Source organism: Aquisalimonas asiatica, from assembly GCF_900110585.1.
Lineage (GTDB): Bacteria > Pseudomonadota > Gammaproteobacteria > Nitrococcales > Aquisalimonadaceae > Aquisalimonas > Aquisalimonas asiatica.
Map to the genome: position 1 here is coordinate 84,204 of NZ_FOEG01000007.1, position 23,208 is coordinate 107,411.

Annotated in this window: 23 protein-coding genes; 16 read left to right on the plus strand and 7 right to left on the minus strand. The window is 66.7% G+C overall.

Going from position 1 to position 23,208, the window contains the following annotated elements; all coding sequences use genetic code 11:
- Positions 1–4: 4 nt before the first annotated feature.
- Together BMZ02_RS14205 and BMZ02_RS14210 are read right to left on the minus strand one after the other, a co-directional pair.
- A complete protein-coding gene (locus BMZ02_RS14205) occupies positions 5–2,326 on the minus strand; it encodes a mechanosensitive ion channel family protein (RefSeq protein WP_091645090.1) in 2,322 nt (773 codons plus the stop codon).
- Between the two features lie 63 nt (positions 2,327–2,389).
- Positions 2,390–2,980 (minus strand): 2-hydroxychromene-2-carboxylate isomerase, encoded by a 591-nt coding sequence (locus BMZ02_RS14210; protein ID WP_091645092.1) that lies wholly within the window; start codon positions 2,978–2,980, stop codon positions 2,390–2,392.
- 126 nt (positions 2,981–3,106) lie between these two features.
- Between BMZ02_RS14210 and hspQ the strand changes: the two genes are divergently transcribed.
- Positions 3,107–3,421, plus strand: a complete 315-nt coding sequence (gene hspQ / locus BMZ02_RS14215; protein WP_091645094.1) for a heat shock protein HspQ — start codon at positions 3,107–3,109, stop codon at positions 3,419–3,421.
- Between the two features lie 55 nt (positions 3,422–3,476).
- Here the strand turns inward: hspQ and BMZ02_RS14220 are convergent, their stop codons facing one another.
- The gene (locus tag BMZ02_RS14220; protein ID WP_171909939.1) at positions 3,477–4,316 is read right to left on the minus strand and encodes a universal stress protein; all 840 of its coding nucleotides are present in this window, start codon (positions 4,314–4,316) and stop codon (positions 3,477–3,479) included.
- A gap of 161 nt (positions 4,317–4,477) precedes the next feature.
- Between BMZ02_RS14220 and BMZ02_RS14225 the strand changes: the two genes are divergently transcribed.
- Positions 4,478–6,232 carry a PHA/PHB synthase family protein gene (locus BMZ02_RS14225; protein ID WP_091645098.1) on the plus strand — a complete coding sequence of 585 codons (1,755 nt, stop codon included), beginning with the start codon at positions 4,478–4,480 and terminating at the stop codon, positions 6,230–6,232.
- A gap of 90 nt (positions 6,233–6,322) precedes the next feature.
- Entirely contained in the window at positions 6,323–7,309 is a 987-nt protein-coding gene (locus BMZ02_RS14230) for a zinc-dependent alcohol dehydrogenase family protein (protein ID WP_091645100.1), read from the plus strand.
- A 41-nt stretch (positions 7,310–7,350) separates the two neighbouring features.
- Here BMZ02_RS14230 and BMZ02_RS14235 read toward each other — a convergent pair whose 3' ends face one another.
- Entirely contained in the window at positions 7,351–7,770 is a 420-nt protein-coding gene (locus BMZ02_RS14235) for a hypothetical protein (RefSeq protein ID WP_091645102.1), read from the minus strand.
- A 449-nt stretch (positions 7,771–8,219) separates the two neighbouring features.
- Here BMZ02_RS14235 and dctP point away from each other — a divergent pair, with 449 nt between their 5' ends.
- Positions 8,220–9,263 carry a TRAP transporter substrate-binding protein DctP gene (gene dctP, locus BMZ02_RS14240; RefSeq protein ID WP_091645104.1) on the plus strand — a complete coding sequence of 348 codons (1,044 nt, stop codon included), beginning with the start codon at positions 8,220–8,222 and terminating at the stop codon, positions 9,261–9,263.
- A 77-nt stretch (positions 9,264–9,340) separates the two neighbouring features.
- Here dctP and zigA read toward each other — a convergent pair whose 3' ends face one another.
- A complete protein-coding gene (gene zigA / locus BMZ02_RS14245) occupies positions 9,341–10,549 on the minus strand; it encodes a zinc metallochaperone GTPase ZigA (protein WP_091645106.1) in 1,209 nt (402 codons plus the stop codon).
- A gap of 127 nt (positions 10,550–10,676) precedes the next feature.
- Between zigA and BMZ02_RS14250 the strand changes: the two genes are divergently transcribed.
- The 6 genes from BMZ02_RS14250 (at position 10,677) to BMZ02_RS14275 (ending at position 14,005) form a co-directional block, all read left to right on the plus strand.
- Complete coding sequence (locus BMZ02_RS14250) at positions 10,677–11,174, plus strand: hypothetical protein (RefSeq protein ID WP_139209224.1); 498 nt, start codon at positions 10,677–10,679, stop codon at positions 11,172–11,174.
- A complete protein-coding gene (locus BMZ02_RS14255) occupies positions 11,171–12,088 on the plus strand; it encodes an alpha/beta fold hydrolase (protein ID WP_091645110.1) in 918 nt (305 codons plus the stop codon). The genes BMZ02_RS14250 and BMZ02_RS14255 overlap by 4 nt, the downstream gene beginning before the upstream one ends.
- A 13-nt stretch (positions 12,089–12,101) precedes the next feature.
- The gene (locus BMZ02_RS14260; protein WP_091645111.1) at positions 12,102–12,707 is read left to right on the plus strand and encodes an IMPACT family protein; all 606 of its coding nucleotides are present in this window, start codon (positions 12,102–12,104) and stop codon (positions 12,705–12,707) included.
- A 6-nt stretch (positions 12,708–12,713) separates the two neighbouring features.
- Positions 12,714–13,079 carry a hypothetical protein gene (locus BMZ02_RS14265; protein WP_091645114.1) on the plus strand — a complete coding sequence of 122 codons (366 nt, stop codon included), beginning with the start codon at positions 12,714–12,716 and terminating at the stop codon, positions 13,077–13,079.
- A 24-nt stretch (positions 13,080–13,103) separates the two neighbouring features.
- Positions 13,104–13,472, plus strand: coding sequence for a VOC family protein (locus BMZ02_RS14270; RefSeq protein ID WP_091645116.1), 369 nt, complete (start codon positions 13,104–13,106; stop codon positions 13,470–13,472).
- An 80-nt stretch (positions 13,473–13,552) separates the two neighbouring features.
- Positions 13,553–14,005, plus strand: a complete 453-nt coding sequence (locus tag BMZ02_RS14275; RefSeq protein ID WP_091645117.1) for an FxsA family protein — start codon at positions 13,553–13,555, stop codon at positions 14,003–14,005.
- Between the two features lie 36 nt (positions 14,006–14,041).
- Here BMZ02_RS14275 and BMZ02_RS14280 read toward each other — a convergent pair whose 3' ends face one another.
- The gene (locus tag BMZ02_RS14280) at positions 14,042–14,896 is read right to left on the minus strand and encodes a hypothetical protein (RefSeq protein WP_091645119.1); all 855 of its coding nucleotides are present in this window, start codon (positions 14,894–14,896) and stop codon (positions 14,042–14,044) included.
- Between the two features lie 212 nt (positions 14,897–15,108).
- Between BMZ02_RS14280 and pyp the strand changes: the two genes are divergently transcribed.
- The 3 genes from pyp to BMZ02_RS14295 all read left to right on the plus strand — a co-directional run bounded on the left by pyp (position 15,109) and on the right by BMZ02_RS14295 (position 17,154).
- Positions 15,109–15,486 carry a photoactive yellow protein gene (gene pyp, locus BMZ02_RS14285; RefSeq protein WP_091645121.1) on the plus strand — a complete coding sequence of 126 codons (378 nt, stop codon included), beginning with the start codon at positions 15,109–15,111 and terminating at the stop codon, positions 15,484–15,486.
- Complete coding sequence (locus tag BMZ02_RS14290) at positions 15,486–16,676, plus strand: AMP-binding enzyme (RefSeq protein ID WP_091645123.1); 1,191 nt, start codon at positions 15,486–15,488, stop codon at positions 16,674–16,676. Before pyp ends, BMZ02_RS14290 begins: the two co-directional genes overlap by 1 nt.
- Before the next feature lie 112 nt (positions 16,677–16,788).
- Positions 16,789–17,154 (plus strand): phasin family protein, encoded by a 366-nt coding sequence (locus tag BMZ02_RS14295; RefSeq protein WP_091645125.1) that lies wholly within the window; start codon positions 16,789–16,791, stop codon positions 17,152–17,154.
- An 87-nt stretch (positions 17,155–17,241) separates the two neighbouring features.
- Here the strand turns inward: BMZ02_RS14295 and BMZ02_RS14300 are convergent, their stop codons facing one another.
- The gene (locus BMZ02_RS14300) at positions 17,242–17,607 is read right to left on the minus strand and encodes a DUF6164 family protein (protein WP_091645127.1); all 366 of its coding nucleotides are present in this window, start codon (positions 17,605–17,607) and stop codon (positions 17,242–17,244) included.
- Positions 17,608–17,742: 135 nt separating this feature from the next.
- Here BMZ02_RS14300 and BMZ02_RS14305 point away from each other — a divergent pair, with 135 nt between their 5' ends.
- From BMZ02_RS14305 to BMZ02_RS14315, 3 genes are all read left to right on the plus strand, one after another.
- Positions 17,743–18,705 carry an alpha/beta hydrolase gene (locus tag BMZ02_RS14305; protein ID WP_091645129.1) on the plus strand — a complete coding sequence of 321 codons (963 nt, stop codon included), beginning with the start codon at positions 17,743–17,745 and terminating at the stop codon, positions 18,703–18,705.
- Positions 18,689–19,438, plus strand: coding sequence for a VIT1/CCC1 transporter family protein (locus BMZ02_RS14310; RefSeq protein ID WP_091645131.1), 750 nt, complete (start codon positions 18,689–18,691; stop codon positions 19,436–19,438). The genes BMZ02_RS14305 and BMZ02_RS14310 overlap by 17 nt, the downstream gene beginning before the upstream one ends.
- Positions 19,439–19,582: 144 nt before the next feature.
- A complete protein-coding gene (locus BMZ02_RS14315; RefSeq protein WP_139209225.1) occupies positions 19,583–23,188 on the plus strand; it encodes a sensor domain-containing protein in 3,606 nt (1,201 codons plus the stop codon).
- Positions 23,189–23,208 lie beyond the last annotated feature (20 nt).

The following is a 23,208-nucleotide window of genomic DNA, read 5'->3' on the forward strand; positions in this document are numbered from 1 at the left end:
GCGGTCATGCCTGATCGGGCGCCGGGTCGCCGTCAGAGGGCGTGTCGCCGGTGTCCGGATCGTCCTCGGCGCCGCGTGCGGTGGTGTGCGGCTGGTCCTTCTGTTCCTCTTCCGGCGTTGGCTCGGTCTCCGGCCGCGAGCTGTCGGCGCCGTTTTCCATGAAGACGCTGACGCGGCCCCGGGCCAGGTCGATGCCCTCCTGCTCGAAGCGCTGCTTCAGCCGCAGGTTGAAGTCCCAGGAGACGTTCCACTGCATCTCCGGCTTGGTATGGATACGCGTTCGCAGGACCGCGACGCCATCCTCGAAACGCTCCACACCCTGGAACTCCAGCGGTGCCCGCACGTACTGTTTCAGCGGGGAGTTCTCGCGCATGTCCTCGTCCACTTCCCGGATCAGCGCCATGGTGTCGTCCACGCCCATGGAGGCCGGGACGTTGATGCGGATCAGGGCCACCCCGAACTGACGCGACATGTTGTGGATCGCCTTGATCTCGCTGAACGGCACGATATGCAGAATGCCGTCGATATCCCGCAGGCGCACCGTGCGCAGGCTCAGCCCTTCCACCGTCCCCATCTGGCCGCCGAGGTCGACGAAATCGTCGATGGCCAGGGAGTCCTCGATCAGGATGAACAGGCCGGTGATGAGGTCCTGCACCAGTGTCTGCGCGCCGAAGCCGATGGCGATGCCGATGATACCGGCGCCGGCCAGCAGCGGGGTGACATTCACGCCCAGGTTCGCCAGCCCGACGATGCCGGCGATGATGACGATGGCGGTGAAGACCACGTTGCGGATCATGGGGGTGATGGTCTGTACCCGCGCGACGTTCACCCGGCGGCCCCGTGCGGTCGTGGTCGACGTCAGTGCCCGCTGGATGGCGGTGTCGGTGAGAATCCAGGTGAGCCACGCCAGCAGCGCCGTCAGGCCTACGGCAAGCAGGGCCTGACCCATCTGCGCGCCGATACCCTCCTGGCCAAGCCCGAACAGGGATCCGCCCCAGACCCATAGCGAGAGCTCCGCGAGCACGGTCCACGTCACCAGCTGAGCCAGGGCGTAGCCGAAGGTCTCAAGCCGTTCGCGGTACTGGGTGATTCGGCGGTAGCGGCGTTGCCGGCGTTCCTTGTGGTGGCTGATCAGGCGCGACACCACGATGGTAATGACCAGCAGGCTTGCCATGACCAACCCGCGGGACAGTGCCACCTCGGGGTCCCCCGAGGCGAGCGCCACGGGAATCAGGGACAGCAGGATCAGCAGCAGTGCGGGGACGTGCCACAATCTGCTGACCAGGCGCAGGATGTCGTTGGTGGAGCCGGATTCGCGCCGTTGAGGGTAGGGCCGGTTATAGATGAGATGCTGCACCGGACGCCGCAGCTGCAGGATGATGAACCCCGTGATCACTGCGGCGAGGCCGTTGCCTCCGAGCGTGAGCAGCTGGGCCAGATCCTCGCCGATGGCCCCGTCGAAACGATCGATCGCCATGGCGTTGGCCAGCGCGGCGAGGGCGCCCACCAGGAACAGTCGCGGCAGGCCGCGCCTGCGGATCACCGCAACCGCCGGGCGGCGATGGCCGCGGTTGAACAGTGCAATCACCAGCTCACAGATCAGCGCGAAGGCGCGGCCGCACAGGCTGACATAGGCAATCAGCAGTGCGATCACGTGACCCGCGGAAATGGCGATGAGCTCGACGGCAGCAAGCAGGACGAGCGCGCCGAAGGCCCACGGCAGGGCGTGGCGGAGAAAGTAGATGGCCAGCATCCAGCCGCGCGGATTGTTCGGCAGCTCCAGCGGCCAGCCCCGGAGCCGGGTGATGCGACGGCCTGCCGCCATGGTCAGCAGCAGGACCGCGAGCCAGATAGCCAGCAACGTGCCCGCGTCCGCGGCAATGGCGAATAGCGTCTCCGGGTCCAGGTCGGCGGCCAGCTCGGCCACGTCGTCGCGGGCAGCGTCCAGGTGCTGCTGCCAGGTCTCCAGGGGGGTGTGTTCGTCGGTGCGGCCGCTCACCTCGTCGAGGGTGTGGCTGATGGCGCCAAACAATCCCGCGTCGGTATCCACCGCATCCGGTTCCGTGGTCTCGTCCGCGGCGCCCTGCAGTTCCTTCAGGTCCTCGATCAGTGCCCCGCGTCGCTCTGCGTCCTCGAGTGTGGAGATCACCTGCTCCAGGGACTGGACGAAGGCCTCGCGCTCATCCTCGTCGACGAGATCACCGCCGTCGCGTTCCTCGAGAATCTCGGCGGGGTCCGACTGCCCGTGGGCCGTGGCCGATACAGCGAGCAGGGCCAGGAGCAACAGCCCGCCCTGCCGGATCCATCGCATCACCGGATGGCTCATTTCAGGGCTCCGAACAGGAGAAGCGAACCGTGGCCGGCGCGACGCGCGCCGGCCGTGCAGTCATCAGTCGCGTCCCAGGGCCTCGATGACGAAATCGAGGCGGTCCTGGCCAAAGAACATCTCGTCGCCCACGAACAGGGTCGGTGCACCGAATGCGCCGCGCTCCACCGCCTCGTCCGTGTTGGCCCGCAGGCGGTCCTTCACGTCCTGGCGCTCGATGGCCGCGTGGAATTCCTCCGGGTCGATGCCGGCCTGTTCCACCAGCCGCGCGATGACCTCCGGGTCCTCGATATCCTGGTCATGAATCCAGAACCCTTCGAAGACGCTCTTGAGATACGCCGGGAAGACGGGGCTGTCGATGTAGGCAACGGCGCCCCGCATGGTGGTGACCGTGTTCACCGGGTGCCGCGAGGGGAAGTTGAGCTCCACCCCGTAACGCCGGGCCCAGCGCCCGAAGTCCCGGCGCAGGTACTTGCCCTTGGCGGGGATGGCCGGTGGTGGTGTGTTGCCCGACGCCTTCATGACGGCTCCGAGCAGCATGGGGCGCCACGTGATCTCCGCCCCGGTTTCGCGGGTGACCCGGGGCAGTTGCGTCCACGCCAGGTAACTGGCCGTGCTGACGAAATCGAAGAAGAATTCCACCTGTCTGGTCATGGGGCCTCCCGGTCGTGAATCTGTGACGGCCTTTGCGTTTGCGCGCAATGCGCCCCATAGTTCCCGTTAGAGACCGTGTTTGCAAGCTGAGGTGCCGGAAAGCCGGCGCCTGGCGGGGAGGGTGTCATGCAGGTCAGGCCGAAATTCTCCGTCGGCGACGTGGTCCATCACCGGAAGTTCGACTACCGCGGCGTGATCGTCGACGTGGACCCCGTTTTTCAGGGGACGGATGACTGGTATGACGCCATGGCCCGAAGCCGGCCGCCCAGGGACCAGCCGTGGTATCACGTGCTGGTGGACGGTGCGCTGCACAGCACCTATGTCGCCGAACGGCACCTGCAGCCTGACCGGCTGGGGGAGCAGATCGATCACCCCGCCCTGGGACAGTTTTTCGACCGTTTCATCGGCGGGCGCTACTACCGCTCGGGGCCACGCCACTGAGCGACCGCCGGCGGCGGTCGCTGATGGGCGTCCCTGATTGCGCCGGAGTGCGCAATCACCCGGTCTGCGTCGGCCGGTAGGCGAGTACCGGGCAGTGAACGTCGTGGATGACGTCGCGGGCGACGCTGCCGAACGCCAGCTTGCCCAGCCCCGTGCGGCCGTGCGTGGTCATGCACACCATGGCGCCGGGCATTGCGGCAACGTATTCGCTGATCGCCCGTGCCGGCCTGGTGCCGTGCAGTACGTCCCAGTTCGCCTGCAGCCCGTAGTCCTTCTGGATCTGACGCGCGATGCGCTGGACGTAGCCCGATTCGGTGGTGTCGGCGGACAATGCCGATGCGTGCACGTCCGGCTCCTGAGCCTGCACCAGGAACAGTTCCGCCCCGGTATCCCGTGCCAGTTCCGCCGCTGGCGGGATGATGGCCTCCGACAGGGGAGAGCCGTCCAGGCACACCACCAGCGTCCGGATCGGGCCCGCCCAGTCGGCGTTCAGTCGGGGACCGGTGAGGATCACCGGGCGTCCGGCCCGGTTGAGCACATCGGTCGCGACACTGCCCAGGAGCATGTCGCCCACGGCGCCGCGCGCGTGGGTGGCCATGCAGATCAAGGCGTCGGGGGCCTCGGCGATGGCGCCCCAGAGTGCCCCTTCTTCCGCGCCCACGGGGACAGTGTTGAGATCGGCCTTGATGACGGAGATCCGGCTCGGCTCAATGCCGTGGTCGCGGGCTTCCTGGCCCAGCTCGCGTCGACGGTCCTCATCGGAGGATTCCGTGGGGATCACGGTCAGCAGATGGATGCCGCGGCCGGTCTGCTCCGCCAGGGCTCTGGCGGGGGCGATGGCGCGGAGTGAGCGCGGCGTCCTCTCCACGGGCACGATGATGTCGGCGGCTGTCATGTCGAGTCCTCCCATATCCGGTCGTCCCGCCGGCGAAGGTCCGGGGGAGTCAACACTGTGCGCCGGTCGGAACAGGATGGTCTTGATCCGGATCAACTGTTCGGTTGCCCGTCGCGTGTTCAATAGGGTCATCGTGCTATCGCCACACCATTGGAGCCGCCATGTCCCGTAGTACCGTACCGACCGCCGACATCAATCCGCCCGACGCGCCATCGCCTGTGGATCGGCTGGTCCGCGTGGCCATCGGCCGCGCCACCATGGGTCTGTCACCGGCGGCATTGCAGCTCGCCTACCTGGACTGGGCGTTGCACCTGGCCAGTGCTCCGGGCAAACAGGCCCAGCTGGCGAACAAGGTGTTGCGCAAGGCGGCGCGCCTGGGGCTCTACGCCGGCCAGTGCCATCGGGACGACGCGCAGCGGTGCATCGAGCCACTGCCCAACGATCGCCGTTTCGATGCCCCCGAGTGGCAGCAGTGGCCGTTCAACGTCATTCACCAGTCGTTTCTGCTCACGCAGCAGTGGTGGCATAACGCCACGACCGGGGTGCGGGGTGTCACGCCTCACCATGAGGAGGTGGTGAATTTTGTCGGCCGCCAGATGCTGGACGTCTTCTCGCCGAGCAACTACCTGGCCACCAACCCGGAGCTGCTGCGTCAGACCATGGAGGAGGGCGGTGCCAACCTGATCCGGGGCGCCGGGCACCTGGGCGAGGACATCCAGCGCATGCTCAGTGGTGCGCCCCCTGCCGGGGCCGAGGCGTATCAGCCCGGCGAGACGGTTGCCGTGACCCCCGGGAAGGTCATCTACCGGAACCGGTTGATGGAGCTCATCCAGTACGAGCCGGCGACGAAGACGGTTCACCCGGAGCCGATCCTGGTGGTGCCGGCGTGGATCATGAAGTACTACATCCTCGACCTCAGCCCCGGGAACTCGCTGATCCGCTACCTGGTGGAGCAGGGGTACACGGTTTTCGCCATCTCCTGGAAGAACCCGGACGCCGCCGATCGCGATCTCAGCTTCGACGATTACCGGCGTCTCGGTGTCATGGCGGCGCTGGAGACCGTCAATGCCGTGGTGCCGGACCAGCGGGTGCACGGGGTGGGGTATTGCCTTGGCGGTACGCTGCTGATGATCGCCGCGGCCGCCATGGCCCGCCAGCGGGACGAGCGGCTGGCCACGGTTACCCTGTTCGCCGCCCAGGCGGATTTCAGGGAACCGGGAGAGCTGGGGCTGTTCATCGACGACAGCCAGGTCACGTTCCTGGACGACATCATGTGGGAAACCGGCCATCTGGACGGCAAGCAGATGGCCGGTGCATTCCAGCTGCTGCGCTCCCAGGACCTGGTGTGGTCAGCCCTGGTGAATCAGTACCTGCGTGGCGAGCGCATGCCCATGAACGACCTCATGGCCTGGAACGCCGATGCCACTCGCATGCCGTACCGGATGCACAGTGAATACCTGCAGCGCCTGTACCTGGACAACGAGTTCGCCGACGGCCTGTTCGAGGTGGACGGCGACGTGGTCCACCTGGCCGACGTGGATGCACCGTTCTTCGTGGTGGGGACGGAGCGTGACCATGTGGCGCCCTGGACGTCCGTCTACAAGATCAACCGCCTGGCGCGCAGCCCGGTTACGTTTCTGCTGACTAACGGTGGGCATAACGCCGGGATCGTGAGCCCGCCGGAACACCCGCGGCGCCGGTACCGGGTCAACACCCATCAGCCTGACGAGCTGCTCATGCACGCCGAGGCGTTTCAGCAGCAGATTCCGGTGCAGGAGGGGTCCTGGTGGCCGGAGTGGCGGGAGTGGCTGCGGGCACGCTCCGGTGCCCGGCGCAAACCACCCGGGCTCGGGGCGCCCGACCAGGGCATCGTCCCCCTGGGGGATGCTCCCGGCCAGTACGTGTTTCTCAAGTAGCATTCGCGCCACGCTTGGGGCAGAGCCGGGGTCAGGCGTGTACCATACGCTGGCGTATTCAGACCCAGTCCATCAGTGAGGAGTGTGGCAATGCTTCAGGCGATCTACGAACACCGCGGACCGGTGCCCCAGGATGTTATCGATGCGGTGGAGCGGGAGACTCCCACCCCCGGTATCGGCGAAGTGCTCATGGAGGTGCTCGCGGCACCGATCAATCCGTCCGACGTACTCACGCTCACCGGTGAGTACGGCATGCTGCCTCCGCTGCCGGCGGTGGGTGGTAACGAGGGCGTCGGCCGCGTGGTCGCGTGCGGAGAGGGCGTGGACGGCCTCAGCCGCGGGCAGACCGTGCTGCTGCCGGTCGGTTGCGGTTCGTGGGCGACCCACGTGCTGGCGCCGGCCCGTAAGCTGGTACCGCTACCCGACGACGCCGATCCGGAGCAGTTGGCGATGATGACCGTCAACCCGCCCACCGCATCGCTGCTGATGAGCGAGTTCGTCGATCTCCAGCCCGGCGAGTGGCTGATCCAGAACGCCGCCAACTCGGGTGTCGGTGGCTACCTGATCACCCTGGCGAAGCTTCGTGGGCTGAAAACGGTCAATGTGGTGCGCCGCGAATCGGCGGTGGCGCCGTTGCAGGAGCAGGGTGCCGACGTGGTGCTGGTGGATGGCCCGGACCTGGCCGAGCGCGTTGCCGAGGTGACCGGCAATGCGCCGATGCGTCTCGGGATCGATGCGGTCGGCGGCGCGGCCACCGACCACCTGGCGTCGGCGCTGAGTGATGATGCCACCCTGGTGAATTACGGCATGATGAGTGGTGAACCCTGCATGGTCGCCCCGCGGCACCTGGTGTTCCGCAATCTGAACGTCAAAGGCTTCTGGCTCGCGCGCTGGTTCCAGCACGCCACACGCGAACAGCAGCAGGGGCTCTACGGCGAACTGGCCGGCATGATCGCATCCGGGCAGCTTGCGGCCCGGGTCCACGCCCGGTACGACGTGGCCGATATCAAGCAGGCCGTGGCCGAGGCGGCGTCCGGCGAGCGCAGCGGCAAGGTGCTGGTCACCCCCGCTGGCTGATCTGTTCCGGGCGCGGCCAGAGCCGCGCCCGGTGCGGCCGCTCACGCCATGCGCTGGCGCCCCGGTAGTCGCAGCAGTTCACCCAGCAGCCACGAAGCGGTTCCTGCGTCACCCAGCTCCAGCGTGCCATCGCGCTCCAGCAGCGCGCCGGCGCGGTGGCTGCTGAGCATCTGATGGACCCAGCGGGGTGCGCCGCCACGGGACTCCATGCGTTGTAGCAACTCGATCAGCGCTTCGGCACCGTCCGCATCCAGGTAATCCGGTGCGTCGTGCATGGTCGGGCCGCCGACCCGGTCCACCGCCGGGCCGATGATCCCGCGCCATTCGAACGGCTCGACTCGGGCGCCCAGCCCGTGAAGAACCCGGCGCAGGAGTGGGTCGAGACGGGTCCGCAGGACCAGTGCGTGATGGCCGCCAGGGGCAGGTGTCGCTGGTGCGTCATGGGGTGTGGTCGTCTGCATGTCGGGCTCCTCCGAACATCCCTGATCGTGTGATGCCGGCGTGTCGGGCATCGTGGCTGGAGAAGCCGTCGCGGGTATCCGGAGGTGGTGTACACCCTGACCGGAGAACCTTGGCGCGAGGCTCCCGTATACGTCTTCCGCGGTACTCGGGCTCGGCGAATGGATTCGCCACACCGTTGCGCGACAGCCCCGGATTCTCACCGGTGTTCCCCGCTGAACCATCATGATGTGGTGGTTCGTGTAAAGACGGGCCCAAGATATCGGTTGCGGCGGGGCCGTGCAACAGTGGCAGGCGGCCATCCATGCAGCGTGTGCATGGGAAGCGATGCGACGATTTCATGGGTTTGATGATTGACCCTCTGGCCGGCCCTCTCCAGCATCGATTGCAGGTCACCCCGCGAGGCTGGCCTGAACAAGAGATAACAGGGGGAATCCCCGGGAGGAGAATCATGAACCGCAGTGTATCCATGGGAAAGTGGAGCGTGAGCGTGTTGCTCGGGCTTGGGCTGGCGCTGCCGCATGCGGGGGCGACAGCAGACGACGAGACCATCACCTGGCGTGTCCAGTCGCACTGGCCCAGTGCCAGCACCTCCTACGAGGCCAGTCTCGAGAAGCTGCGGGATGAGCTCTACGAGCGCACGGACGGCCGCCTGGAGCTGGAACTCTACGAGGCCGGTCAGCTGTTCGGCACCGACGAGATCTGGGCGGCCGTCGAGCGCGGTATCGTGGAGATGGGGACCACCTCGCCGTTCTTCCTCCAGGACCGCCTGTCCCTTGCCAGCGTTGCCGCCGGATTGCCGTTCTCTTTCCAGGAGGTCTGGGAGGCGGTTTACTTCTATCGCCACCTCGGGTTCGAGGAGATGATCCGCGAAGAGGCCTCCGAATACGGGGTGTTCTACCACCCGGACAAGATGCTCACCCAGGAGATTGTTCTCAGCGAGCCCATCGAATCCATGGAGGATTTCGAGAGTGCACGCATCGCCACGTCGGGACTCAGCGAGACGGTGCTCTCGGAGGCGGGGGCCGCGGCTCAGTACGTGCCTGGCGAAGAGCTTTACCAGGCCCTGTCCACCGGGGTCGTGGACGGCGGGCACTGGGGCGCCTACCAGGGCGCCGACAGTATGAGCCTCTACGAGGTTGCGCCCTATCACGTGGAGCCGCCTCTGAGCATCAGCGACGACACGTTCATCTTCAACGAAGAGGCCCTGGAGGCGCTCCCCGAGGATATCCACGCCATTCTCATGGACACCCTGGAGCAGCACTACTGGGAGCGTACCAACGAATACCTCTACCACGAGGAAATGACCAAGCAGCGGGTGCTTGCCGAGGACGGGGTGGAACTGAACCCGTTACCGGACGATGTCCACGAGCGCCTGGTGGAGACCTCCGAGGCCCATTGGGACAACGTGGCCGACGAGAGTGACGAGGCGGCGGAGGCCGTGGCCATGCTGCGCGAGTTCCTTCAGGACCTTGGGCACCTCGACGAGGATTGAGGCGGTTTCCCGCTTGAGGCGGGCCGGGAGCTGCCACCCCGGGGGATCGCCCCCGGGGTGGCAGGTTGTCGCCGTCTTCAGGCGGGTTCCGGTTCCGTCAGGCCCCATGCCGGGAAGGGGTCGTCCAGGCGCTGCCAGGCCTGCGGGCCGCCCGCAAGCTCGGCGTCCGTCAGCAGACAGGCGTCGAGCCGTGCCGTCAGCGCGGCGCGGTCCATGTCGATGCCGATCAATACCAGCTCCTGCTGGCGATCGCCATAGGGCGCCTGCCAGCGCTCGCGGATGAATGCGGTGATCTCCGGGTCGTCGGGCCAGACGCCTTCCGGTGCCGCCGCCCACCACATTCCGGCTGCGCCATGTTCCGCGGCCGGGCCGGCCTGGGACCAGTTACCCACCAGATCGTGGCGCGAGGCCAGCCAGAAGTGGCCCTTCGAGCGGATCACCCCGGGCCATTCGGAATGGATTAGGTCCCAGAAGCGGCGCGGGTGAAACGGGCGCCGCGCGCGGTAGACGAAGCTGCTGATGCCGTACTCCTCGGTCTCCGGCGTGTGCTCGCCGCGCAGCTCCATCAGCCAGCCCGGCGCGCGCGCCGCCTGCTCGAAGTCGAACAGGCCCGTGTCGAGGACAGCGTCCAGGGCAACCTGGCCGTACTGGCAGTCCACGATGCGGGCGCGCGGGTTGAGACTGCGGAGAATGGCGGTGAGGCGCTCCCGTTCGCTGCGGGTGACCCGGTCGGTCTTGTTCACCACCAGCACATCGCAGAACTCCACCTGGTCAACGAGCAGGTCCACCACCGTACGTTCATCGCCGTCGCCGGCCTGTTCGCCGCGGTCCCCCAGCTGATCCTGGGACGCGTAGTCCCTCAGGAAATTGGCGGCGTCGATGACCGTGACCATGGTGTCCAGGCGGGCCATGTCCGAAAGGCTGCGCCCGTTCTCGTCCCGGAAGGTGAACGTCTCCGCCACTGGCAGTGGCTCCGAGATGCCGGTGGACTCGATCAGCAGATAGTCGAATCGCTGCTCGGCGGCAAGGCGGTTGATCTCCACCAGCAGGTCCTCGCGCAGGGTGCAGCAGATGCAGCCGTTGCTCATCTCCACCAGCTTCTCGTCGGCGCGCTCCAGGTGCGGCCGGTCGCCACGCACCAGGCTGGCGTCGATGTTCACTTCGGACATGTCGTTGACGATCACGGCGATGCGTTTGCCGTGAGGCGCGTGCAGCACATGGTTGAGCAGGGACGTCTTGCCGGCGCCCAGAAAGCCGGACAGGACGGTAACGGGCAGGCGTTCCATGGTGGTCCTCCCTGAGGATGGTGAAAGAACATGGAATGTTATCATATAACATTGTTGGGGTAACCACTGGAGCCCGGTGTCCTGTTAGACTCCCGGTCCGAACTCCGGCGAGATGCAGAACCACATCATGACCACCACTGACTGGACCTGGCTGCCGTTCGAATCGGCGCATGTGCGCGCGCTGCTCGATCACGCCCTGGCAAGCGACCGGCATCACCCCACCCCGGACCAGATGCTCGAGAACCGGTACCGCGTCACGGGAGCGCCGAAGCCACCTGCCGGGGAGCTGCCGCCCCTGGAGCACATCGCGCTGGATGCGGTCCCCGCGGGGCTGCATCTGCAGGTTGGCCACGGTCTCTGCCTGGTGAGCAACGGGCTGCCGGAAGGCGATGTCGGCGCGCTGTTCGCGCCCGGGTGTCACCCCGACCGCGACGAGGACTGGCGGGTCACCGTGGAGCGCGCCGCCGGTGTGGAACAGCAGGTGCTGTGGCTGCCGGCTGACGCGGTGGAAGAGGTCCTGCAGGAGAGCGACGACACCGTCTGGCTGGGCTTGCGTCGGGACGAGGAGCGGTTCGGCGTCGAAGAGTACGGTCTCGCCTCCGCGCCCGGGGAGGCGGACGCATGACCGGCAGCCGATCGTCGTCGCTGCGTGAGCAGCTGGTGCCCTGGGAGTATCACACGGCGGAGGGGTTCGCCGTGCGTGGCTGGCACTCCCCCCCGAGCGGGCGCCCGGTCATCCACTTCATCCACGGTAACGGGATGTGCGGGCTGGTCTACGAGGCGATGCTGAGCCGTCTGGCCCGGGATTACGACCTGTTCCTGTCAGACGTTCAGGGGCACGGCAGCAGTGACCACGGTGGCCCCTTCCGTGGCTGGAACCGGACCGCGGAGCTCTGCCTGGATGTGTGGCAGCAGTTCGCGCCGCTGTGGCAGGGCGTACCGGTGGTTGGCATGGGGCACAGCTTCGGCGGCGTCATGACCGCCCTGATGATGGGGCAACGGGCCGATATCTTCGACCAGGGGGTGTTGCTGGATCCGGTTCTGTTCCCGCCGGCCATGCTCCGCTCCATGGCGCTGCTGCAATTGCTGGGGCTGTCGCGGCGTACGCCCATGGCGCGGCAGGCGGCGCGCCGCCGTGACCGCTGGCCCGATCGCGAGCACGCGTTCAATGGCCTGCGTGGGCGGGGGATCTTCCGCGGCTGGCAGGATCGCTGTCTGCAGTCCTATATCACCCATGCCCTGCGTGACGACGACGACGGCGTGACGCTGCGCTGCCGCCCCGAGCGCGAGGCGGAGATCTTCGGTTCATCGCCGCGCGGGCTGTGGCGCGCGCTCGCGCGTGTGGATGCGCCCGTGCTCATGCTGCATGGCGCCGACAGCTACCCGTTCGTGGGCGACGCCGCCCGGCGGCTACCGGGGGTGGTGTCCGGCATCACCGTCGAGCGAGTGCCTGGTGGTCACTGTTTCATGCAGCAGGATCCCGATGGCACCGCGGAGCGTGTGCTGGCCGCTTTGCCGAAACGCAACCGGGCGGCATGAGGCGCGGCCGCCCGTGAGTTCCGGGTACGCGATACCGGCCGGCGCACTGGAGCGGGGGATCACCGTGCGCAAGAGCCGATTCATCGCACGCGCCCTGCGGGCGGAAACCCGGGCGGCTGCGCTGGCGGCCGTGGAGCAGGCGCGTGCTGATCATCCGGATGCCCGCCACCACTGCTGGGCCTACCTGATCGGCGATCCGGCATCGGCCAGCACGGCGGCCAGCGACGACGATGGTGAGCCGGGAGGCACTGCCGGTCGCCCGATCCTCAATGTCATTCAGCACAAGGGACTGGGCGACGTGCTGGTGGTGGTCATCCGTTATTTCGGTGGTATCAAGCTGGGTGCAGGCGGCCTGACCCGTGCCTACGCCCAGGCCACCGAGGCCGTGCTGTCGGAGCTGCCCGTCACGCTGCATGAGCCGGTCTGCCGCGTCACCGTGGCAATGCACTTTGCCCACGAGCAGGCCGTGCGCCACTGGGTGCAGGGGCATCGGGGCGAGGTTGACGCGATCCGCTATGGTGAAGGGGTCGGGATGGACATCACCATCCCCGTGGCCGAGATCGACACCTTCCGCGCGTTCTGCGCGGCGCAATCCATCACGATGCATGAGACCGCCTGAGAAACCATGAAGCAATCGGATCGCAAACACCTGGAAGATCAACTGGCAACCATGCTGGGCCGTGCCTGCGAGGCTGCGCGGGAGGAGCTGGACGGATTCCAGTGGGTGACGCACGTTCTCGACTACAATGACGTGCAGCACAGCATCCAGGTGGTGTGGGTATTCGACACCAATGCCAACCTGGCAGCGGCCCTGCGCGCCGGACACGATGCCTATCTCAGCCATCTCACGGCGGAGGCGCTGGATGCAGCCGGCCTGAGTATCGGTGATGTCCGGCAGCATGTCGGGTTCGACAGCGAAGAGGAATGCGCCCGGGCCCACGGCGGTGACTGGCAGATCCGGCTGACGGAAGAGCCCGGCCGCCTTCACTGACAACCCGACGCGGGCGGAGGATCCATGAGCGACAAGGAGCCGGTGCTCGAGGCCATCAGCGCGGTCACCGTATTCACCGCAGACATGGCCGCTGCGGTTGCGTTCTATCAGCGGCTGGGTTTCGAGATGCGCTACGGTGGCGCCGACGCCACGTTCACGAGCTTCCATGTCGGGCCCGGCTACCTGAACCTCATGGCCGGGTCGCCGCCGGCGGCGCTCTGGGGCCGAATCATCATTCATGTCTCCGACGTGGATGCCATGTATCGCCGGGTCAGGGAGGCCGGCCTGCAACCGGAGGCGGAACCGTCGGACGCGTTCTGGGGCGAACGGTATTTCCACCTTCAGGATCCGGACGGCAATGAACTCAGCTTCGCGAGGCCATTGTCCGACTGACGGTGGGCCTCCGGGATTGCATTCCCCGCCATGCGTCGCCATCTTTCCCTCAAACCCGTTACAACGTGCCGAGGTTCATCGTGCCCGTGCTACTCCTGTTACTCATCATCGTCCCGCTGGTCGAGATCTTCATCCTCATCGAGGTCGGCAAGGTCGTCGGGGCGCTCGCGACCATCGGGCTGTGCGTGCTCACGGCGGTCATCGGCGGCCTGTTGCTGCGTCAGCAGGGTGTCGAGACGCTCCGGCGCGCCCGCGCCAACCTGGACCGGGGTACTGTGCCAGCTGTGGAAATGTTCGAGGGCATGGCACTGGCCGTCGGTGGTGTCATGCTGCTCACGCCCGGGTTTGCCACCGACGTCATCGGTTTCGCCTGCCTGATTCCGTTTACCCGCCGTATGGTCGTGCACGCCCTGCTGCGCCGTGTGCATGTGCAGTACGGCCCCATCGACGGCCAGGCGAGCCGGCGTCCGCCGTCGGGGCAGGACGCCATCGAGGGCGAGTTCGAGCGGCGTGACCGCAACGAGCACCCGTAATACGGCCATCGGTATCGGCGCGAGCGCGTGGCGCCGTCAGGGAACGGTTGCCGGCGTCACGGTGTCGCACGTTAAGATGGATTCCGGATGACGCCTGCACGTGAGCAGCGTGCCACGATCAGTTGGGAGAAAGTTATGCGTTCGGCAGTACGAGCCGCCACTCTGGTTGCGTTGATTGGTCTGCCCGCAGCCACGCTGGCAATGCAGCCCGGCGCGGCCGGGCCCGGGGCCGGCAGTGCCGCGGACAGGACGCCCGGCGCCGGGGCAGCCGGTGAGCCCGGTATGCAGGGCGGTCAGCCCGGCGCGGGTGCCGGTCCGGGGCAACAGGGCGAGGCCGACCCTGGTCCGCCGGTCCGGGAGCGGATTCGCCAGGAACAGCAGGCGGGTGAGGACCCGCATCAGTCCCGCCCCTCGGAGACGCCCGGTGGCGGTCTCGGCGACGGTGGACAGCCCGGCGGCATGCCGGGTGCGGCACCGGGCCAGCAGGGGCAGGGTGGCGCTGCCGGTCAGCCGGGCGGCGCTGCTGGAGCCCAGGGCGGTGAGGCCGCCGGACAGCCGGGTGCTGGCGGGCAGGCCGGTACACAGCCTGGAGGCCAGGGGGCCCCGGGTGGTGAAAGTGCTGCGCCCGGCCAGGAGCAGGCGCAGCCTGGCGCCGGCCAGCAGGGCGAGGCCGGCCAACAGCCACAGACTGGCGAACAGCCCGGCGCAGGCCAGCAGCAGCCGGGTGCGGATCAGCAGCAACCCGGTGCCGGAGAGGCGCAGCAGCCGCAGACGACCCCGGGGCAGGAGGCGCCGCAGGACCAGGCGCCGCAGGGCACGCCCGGTGCGGAGACGGATGGCCCGGCTCCCGGTGGTGGTAGCCCGGGCATGCAGTAAGCGGCGCGCCCACACAACAGGAATCGCTTCCAGAGCCGGCCACGGTGACGTGGCCGGCTCGTTTCGTTTTCGGGGACTGAATCCGCGCCCCGTGCCGGGCTGGTTTGTGACGGCTGTCTCATATCATTGATCATGAGTTGTACAAAAACTATATAACTCTGTACAACCGTGGTTTCAGTTTCATACCAGACCGGTGACTGACCGGGCGAAGCGACTCAGGAGGTTGCATGGAAGTTGTTGGATTCGGTTCGGACGATATCGAGAACACCCTTGCCAGAATGTCTGACGGGGACCTGGACGGGCTGGCCTTCGGGGCCATTCAGCTGGATCCGTCCGGCAAGATTCTCACCTACAACAAGGCGGAAGGGGAGATCACCGGTCGGCAGCCCGAGGAGGTGATCGGCAAGAACTTCTTCACCGATGTGGCACCGTGCACGGACAGTGACGAGTTTCACGGCCGCTTCAGGAAGGGGGTCGAGTCGGGTGACCTCAACACCATGTTCGAGTACACGTTCGACTACCAGATGAAGCCCACGAAGGTGAAGGTGCACATGAAGAAGGCGCTGGTCGGCAACAGCTACTGGATCTTCGTGAAGCGGCTGTAATGTGTCCTGCAACAGACCGCCTCGGGGCGCCGCTCACCCGGTCGGCCTGTGAAACGCTGGTCCGCGAGCTGGTTGCATGTGAGCTCGCGGACCAGCGCGGAGAGGCCATCGGGGACATGTTGGCGCAGCTCCAGCCCGACGCACCCCTGAACGGCGCGCCGGTGCGCATGGACTCCCTGGAGTTCATGGCCGCGGCGCAGGCCGTGAACGCCTTCTTCCGTCTCCACTCCGTCGGCACCGAGGACTACCTCCTTCGGCACCGGACCATCGGCGACTGGGTGGAGGTGGTTCTGGAGACGGTCCGTCAGGGGGCGGACGGCATCGCCTTCCAAAGCGGTGGGACGACCGGCACGCCAAAGACGCAGTTCCAGCCCTGGGTGCATCTGTCCGCAGAGCTTGATCAGCTTGCTTCGCTGGTCGGCGGCGCCCGGCGCATCCTGCTACTTGTGCCGTGCCGGCACATCTACGGGTGTCTCTGGGGGCCCTTACTGGCGTCTCGGCTGCAGGTTCCGCTGCTGGCCGGCCCGCGGGCAGACGCCGTGGCCCACGGGGAATTGCGTGCCGGTGATCTGGTGATCGGCTTTCCCGAGCGCTGGCAGTACCTGGCCGGGAGCATCGGTGCCTTCCCGGACGGCGTGGCGGGTGTGACGTCCACGGCTCCCTGCCCGGAGAGTCTCTGGCAGGAGCTTGCCGACATCGGCCTCTCGCGACTGCTCGAGATCTACGGCTCTTCGGAGACAGGCGGGATTGGCTGGCGGGATGCAGCCGAACACCCCTTTCAGCTGCTTGCCCACTGGCAACCGGCCGGCGATACCGCATTGACCCGTCAGGATGGTGAAACCGTGGCGCTCCCGGATCACGTGGTCTGGGAGGGGAGCGCCCGCCTTCGGCCTTCGGGACGCCGGGATCACGCCGTGCAGATCGCCGGGGTCAACGTGATTCCCGAGACGGTCCGTGAGCGGATGAATCAGTGTCCTGACATCGAGGACTGCGCCGTGCGTACGCGCCAGACCGGGCGTGGTCAGCGCCTCAAGGCGTTCGTCGTGGCCCGGCACGACGATGCGCAGGCCCGCGAGCGGATTGCCGACTGGCTGCATACGCACCTGAGCGCAGCGGAGCGACCCGTTGCCCTGACGTATGGCGAGGCGCTGCCGCGCAACGACATGGGCAAGCTTGCCGACTGGCCGTGAGCATCGGCAGGCGGGAACTGGAAGAAGAAATGTTGCAGTGCGACATTGCGTTTGCTATATTGCACCGCAACAAAGGCACGTTGCCTTTGCCCGATGAAAAGGAGACGTTGCTATGAGTAATGAGACCGTTGCCCAGATGCAGAAGCAGTTCGACAGTATTTTCGGCGCGCCGGTGCGCACCTATGCGAGCCTCGTGGTGGATCACGTCGAACAGGTGGCCAAGGTGCAGTCCGACGCGGCCAAGGCCTACGCCGATACGGCGTTCAAACAGGTTCGCACGGCGCTGGACGTCAAGGACCCCTCCGATGTGCGCGCGTACGTGGAGAACCAGCAGAAGGTTGCCCAGCAGCTGGGCGAGCGTGTGAAGGGTGACACCGAGAAGGTGGTTTCCCTGAACCAGGCCTTCGTGGAGAAGGCGCAGAAGGTGGCTCAGGACAGCGCCACGACCGCGTCCGCAGCGGTGAGCAAGGCCAAGTAACCGGCTCCCGCTCCGTAATGACCGCCATCCTCCCCCCGGGAGGGTGGCGGTTTTTTATGGGCGCTACGCACCGCGGTGTTCCGCGGCTCAGCCAATGAGTCCAAGGAACGGTGTGATCGAGAAGTACAGGATCGCAAGTACGATGCACAGGTAGAGGACGTGCTTGACCGGGTCGCGCAGGAACAGGCTCGTGAACGTCTCCTGGGAGCCTTCCCGCCGTCGCTGTTCGTAATCAGCCCGCGCCTGCCGGGCACGCTCCTGCTGGTAGGCTTCCAGCAACGCCTTGGCGCGCGGGTGATCGTCGTTATCCTTCAGCCAGATTGCCCCCATGGTGAGCCCCCACCGGTTCGGTGGCGTCTCGTAGAAGTCCAGTGCGTGTTCGCGCAGCATGGCGCGGACGTCGTCGGCTTCGTCCTCGGGGACGTTACGCAGGTTCAGCAGGAGTTTCGCCATGTGTCCTCCAGTCGGGTGAGGTCATGATACCTGTGGTCACCGTGCCTTTGGCAGGGCACACGCTCGGACAAACCGTTCAGTCGGGTTACTATCAGGCGACAGGACAAGCGTGCTCACCCCGCGGGGAGGTTGTGGATGACCTGGATACTGCTGATCATCGTGGCGGTGATCGTTGCCGCATGGATCTGGCTGGACCGGCGTGTCGGGCCGCGCCCCGCGGTGCAGCCGTTCGACGGCGACGCCTTCAGTATCGGAGCGGCCAGAGTCTATCGCCGTGGCCCGGCAGACGCCGACGGGGCGGTGATTGCCGTGCATGGATTCTGCGAGAACCCGGGGTATTTCAAGGCTCTCTACGTCGACCCGCAACTGGAACTGATTCTCGTCGGCAACGCCGATTACCACCCCGTGCCGTCGGCGACCGACCATGGTGCGCCGCCGTGGGCGAGCGTGCCGGAATCGCCACCGGGGACCATCGGGTACGAGGCGGAGGTGGTGATTCAGGCGGCCGAGCATCTGGCCAGGGCACCACTGGTACGGGTTCACGGGCACTCCCGTGGTGGCGCCGTGCTGGTGGAGGCGGCGCGCCGCCGCCCGGACCTGTTTGCGAATGCGCAGGCCGTGCTGGAAGCGCCGGTGCTGCCCCAGGCGCGGCAGCCCCGGGAGCTCCCGGCTCCCGTGCTGCTGTTTCTGCCATTGCTGTTGCCGTTGTGGCGACGCCAGCCCATCAACCCGCGTAACAAGCGGCTCTGGGGGGATCTGTCGGATGCCGGGAAACGGGATGTGATCCGGGCGTTACCCTTCAATCCCCGTCGCGCGGTAACCATGCGGCGGAACCTGGGGGATATCGCCACGTGGGTGCGCAAACGGTCCACCGAGGATCTGCAGCACCTCCCGGACCGGCTGGTGCTGGTTCCGGAGCACGATCGCATTCTCGACCCTGCCGCCATGCGCCGTAGTGCCGAGGCCGGGGGCGCGCGTGTCGCGGCGGTTGCCGGCTCCAGCCATTTCGTTGCCCTGGATGTGCCGGAGGCCATACCGCCGGTCCGTGTTCCCGGTCCCGGCGAGCAGGCCCCGGAAAGGCATGAGCAAGGAGCTTGAGCACAGCCACCACCCGGAGGCGATCCGGCGGCGTCTCGCGGCGCCGCCGTCGCCGAGCTACCTGCGCGACTCGATTCTGGGCGGCATCGATGGCTGTGTGACCACCATTGCGGTGGTCGCGAGTGTTGCCGGAGCCGGGCTTCCCGGTGTTGTTGCCTTCGTGCTGGGGCTCTCCAGCCTGGTCGCGGACGGCTTCAGCATGGCGGTCAGCAACTACCAGGCGGTAAAGAGCGACCATGACGCCCGCGCCCGTCTGCGAGCGCAGGAAGACCGGCATATCCGGCTCGACCCGGGCGGAGAGCGGGAGGAAATCCGGCAGATCTTCCGCAGCAAAGGCTTCGACGGCGAGGTATTGGAGCAGATCGTGGAGACGCTGACGGCGGACGAACGACTCTGGATCGACACGATGATCCGGGAGGAGCACGGCCTCGCGCTGCAAGGGCCGTCACCGTTGAAGGCCGGGGCCGCCACCTTCGCCATGTTTCTTCTCGTGGGTGCGACGCCGTTGCTGCCCTTTCTGATACCGCTGCTACAAGGCCAGGCGTATTTCCTCGCCAGTGCCGTTGCAGCTGCCGTGGCGTTGTTCGGAATCGGGTGGGCAAAAGGGCGCGTGCTGGGAATGGCACGGCTCAGGGCGGGCCTGGAGACACTTCTCATGGGGGGAGGTGCCGCTGTGGTGGCCTTCGTCATCGGCGTGTTCCTGGAGCCCATGCTGGCCGAATTGCGTTTGTGAGTACGCTTGCGGGATTCGCACTGGCGGCGACGATCCCATATGCTCGGATAACTCGAAAGGCATAGACAACGAAGCGGGCCGGGTGGGGCATGACCCGGGGCAGTCCGCCGGCGGGGCACTGTGCAATGGCAATGGGTGGCGTGATTGGTTGAGTTTGTGGAAACCCATACCGGGTTGATCTATCAGTTGCAGGGGCTTGCGTTCATCGCCCTCGGTGTTGTCGCATTGATTCTCCCCCGGCGCGGGGGCGCGCTCCGCTTGGCCCGGACTCTCTGGCTCCTGGCGGCGTTCGCTCTCCTGCACGGGCTGGCGGTGTTCATCGGCTGGGAGATATCCCGGGAGCCGGCCCCATGGTTGCTGTGGGTCTCCGCGGTCGTCCTGCCGGCATCCTACCTGGCGTTGCTGGAGTTCGGCCGGCGCACGCTCAATCACCTGCCCAATGCCGTCGGGGTGCCGACTGCCGCCGTCTATCTGCCGGTGACACTGGTCGCGCTGGCCATCGTGCTGGCGGCAGGCACCGCTCCCGAGGTGTTGTTTGCCGCCTCCCGGTTCGGCATCGGGCTCCCGGCGGCGCTACTGGCGGCCGTGGCGCTCTGGGCCGCAAGCCTGGCGCCTCCGGTCCACTCGGCGACTACCCCTTATGCACCGTGGCTGCGTCTCGCGGCCGTGGCCATGGCCTGTTACGGGTTGATGATCCCGGTACTCAGTGCGCCGGTGCCCGGCCTCCCGGGGTGGTTGCCGACGCAGGACGCGTTCCTGGCGCAGACCGGTGTGCCCATTCGTGCTGGCCGGGCGGTGGCCACCGTGACCCTGGCGGCGGCGCTTATCGGCATCGTGCGTCAGGCCAGCGCCGAGAGTAGCGAGGACCTCGACCGTCTGCTCGGCACCATCAGCGGTTTCATCTATCGCTGCGAGAATCGCCCGGACTGGCCGGTCAGCTACCTCGCCGGGAACATCAGGGAGATGACGGGTTACGACGCCTCGGACTTCCTGGACGGGGAGGACGTGGTACTTGATGATCTCGTTCATCCCGACGACAAGGAGCGGGCGTGGCAGACCGTTCAGGAGGCGGTGGCGGAGCGGCGGGAATACGGTGTCGAGTACCGCTGTGTGCTCGGGGCCGGGCAGGGCCGCTGGTTCTACGATCGCGGCAGGGGCATCTACGACGAGCAGGGTAATCTGCGGTTTCTTGAGGGGCATACCATTGACGTGACCCCGCTGCGCCAGACCAGGACGCGGCTGGAGCGGTTCCGGGCCACGCTGGACCGCACCCTGGATGCGGTCTTCATCTTCGAGGCGGAGTCCCTGCGCTTTACCTACGTGAACGAGGGCGCGGAGCGGCAGACCGGTTATTCCCGGGATGAACTGCTGGCGCGGCGCCCGTATGACCTGACCATGCACTATCCGGAGTCCCGCTACCGCAGTGAACTGATTGCGCCGCTGCTGTCCGGGGAGAAGGAGATCGTCCGGTTCGAAACCGAGCATCTCACCCGCACTGGCGGCCGCGTTCCGGTGGAGGTATTGCTGCAGTACGTCTCGCCCGATGATGGTGACGCCCGGTTCGTGGCCATTGCCCATGACATCTCGGAGCGCCTGGAGGCGGAGCGCATCCTCAAGGAAGCCAACGATCGGCTCGAGCAGGCGGAACAGCATGCCCGCCTGGGGCACTGGGAAGTGGATCTGCGCACCGGCGGCAGCTACTGGTCCCGGGAAATGTACCGGTTGATGGGCTTTGACGAGACCGCGCCCGTGCCATCGCTCGAGCGCTTCCTCGAGCATGTCCACCCGGAGGATCGTGACGCCGTTCGCCAGGTCTGGACCACCATGCCCGCGGAGGGGTTTCCCGTCGGCGAGGTGTTCCGGACCAGCCCGGAGGTGGGGCCGGTGCGCTACCTCTCGCCCACCTACCGTCTGATGGCCGACAGCTCCGGGTTGCCCGACCGGTTCTCCGGAACCGTGCAGGACGTGACGGGACAGCACCGGATGATGGAGGAGCTGCGGCAGTCCGAGCGCCAGCAGACCCAGCTCCGGCAGGTGGCCCAGCGGGAGCAGGGGCGCATGGCGGCTCTGCTGTCGGGCATGAGCATCGGCATCCTGTTCGAGGACCGGGCGGGGCTGGTGGAGTACGTGAACCCGGCCTTCAAGCGGATCTGGTCCATCGACGTGGAGCTGGATCTCGTGGGGCGGCCCACCACCGAGGTGCTCGAGCACTCCACCCATCGGTTCTCGCGTCCGGATCATGCCTCAAGGCACGTGTTGCAGGTGCTGGATACCCACGAGATCAGCGAGCGCTTCGAACTGGATCTCTATGATGGACGGATTCTCACCCAGGTTTCATACCCGGTCTCCGACACCGAGGGACGCCTGATCGGGCGGCTGTGGATTTACGAAGACGTCACCCACGAGCGCCAGACCGCCCAGCAGCTCGTCTACCTGGCGGAGCACGACCCGCTGACCGGGCTCCATAACCGGCATCGCTTCCAGGAGCACCTGGATCGCATGCTCAAGACGGCGCGGCGCCTGGAATCCCGGTTCGCCCTGATGTACTTCGATCTGGACGACTTCAAGCACATCAACGACAACTTCGGCCACCGCGCCGGTGATACCGTGCTGGTGCGTGCGGCCGGAGAGGTGTCCAGCCTGGTGCGCGGCGGCGAGGTGTTCGCGCGGCTCGGCGGTGACGAGTTCGCCATTCTCTCCGAGATCTCCAGCGACGATGAGCCGGCCCACCTGGCGAAGCGGATCCTGCACGCGATCACGGCCATCCCCCTGCGTTTCCGGGGCAGCAACCTGCGGCTGACCGCCAGTCTGGGCATCGCCGTCTTCCCGGCCCATGGCACGGAGGCCGAAGACCTGGTCGCGCACGCGGACGCCGCAATGTATCAGGCCAAGAACCAGGGCAAGAACACCTGGGCGGTGTATGATCCGCAGCGCAGCGATACCGAGGCCATGCTGGAGCGCATGTCGTGGAGCCAGCGGATCGCCCAGGCGCTGGACCACGGGCGTTTCGAGCTTCATTTCCAGGGGGTCTACCACGCCGGGGACCGCAGCCTGAGCCACCTGGAAGCGCTTGTAAGGATGCAGGACGAAACCGGCCACGGGGATCTCCTGATGCCGGGGCAGTTCATTCCACTGGCGGAGAAGACCGGCCAGATCATGGAGATCGATCGCTGGGTGGTGCAGCAGGGTGTGGAGACCCTGCGGCAGTATCCGACGGTGCCGGCGCTGGCGGTCAACGTGTCCGGGCGGAGTATCGACGAGCCGGGGTTGCCCCACTTCATCAGAGCGCTGCTGGAGCAGCATGGTGTCGAGCCCGGCCGGCTCATCATCGAGATTACCGAGACCGCGGCGGTCGCAGAGATGCAGAACGCCCAGCGCTTCATCGAGCAGATGCACCAGGCCGGCTGCATCGTGTGCCTCGACGATTTCGGCTCGGGCTTCTCCACGTTCGCCTATCTCAAGTATCTGGCCGTGCGGGTGCTCAAGATCGACGGCATGTTCGTGCAGGATCTGCCCAACAACCCGGATAATCAGGCCTTCGTGCGCGCCATGATCGACGTCGCCCAGGGCCTGGGCAAGCGCACGGTCGCCGAGTTCGTGGAGAACGAGGATACCCTGCAGATGCTGCGCGCCATCGGCGTGGATCTGGTACAGGGCTATCACCTGGATTCCCCGGTCGCGGACCATCCCAGCCTGTCGTCAGGTGGTGCCGCATCTTCCGGGACGTGGGACGACCGCAGCGAATCCTAGTAGACTCGGGCGCATCCCGA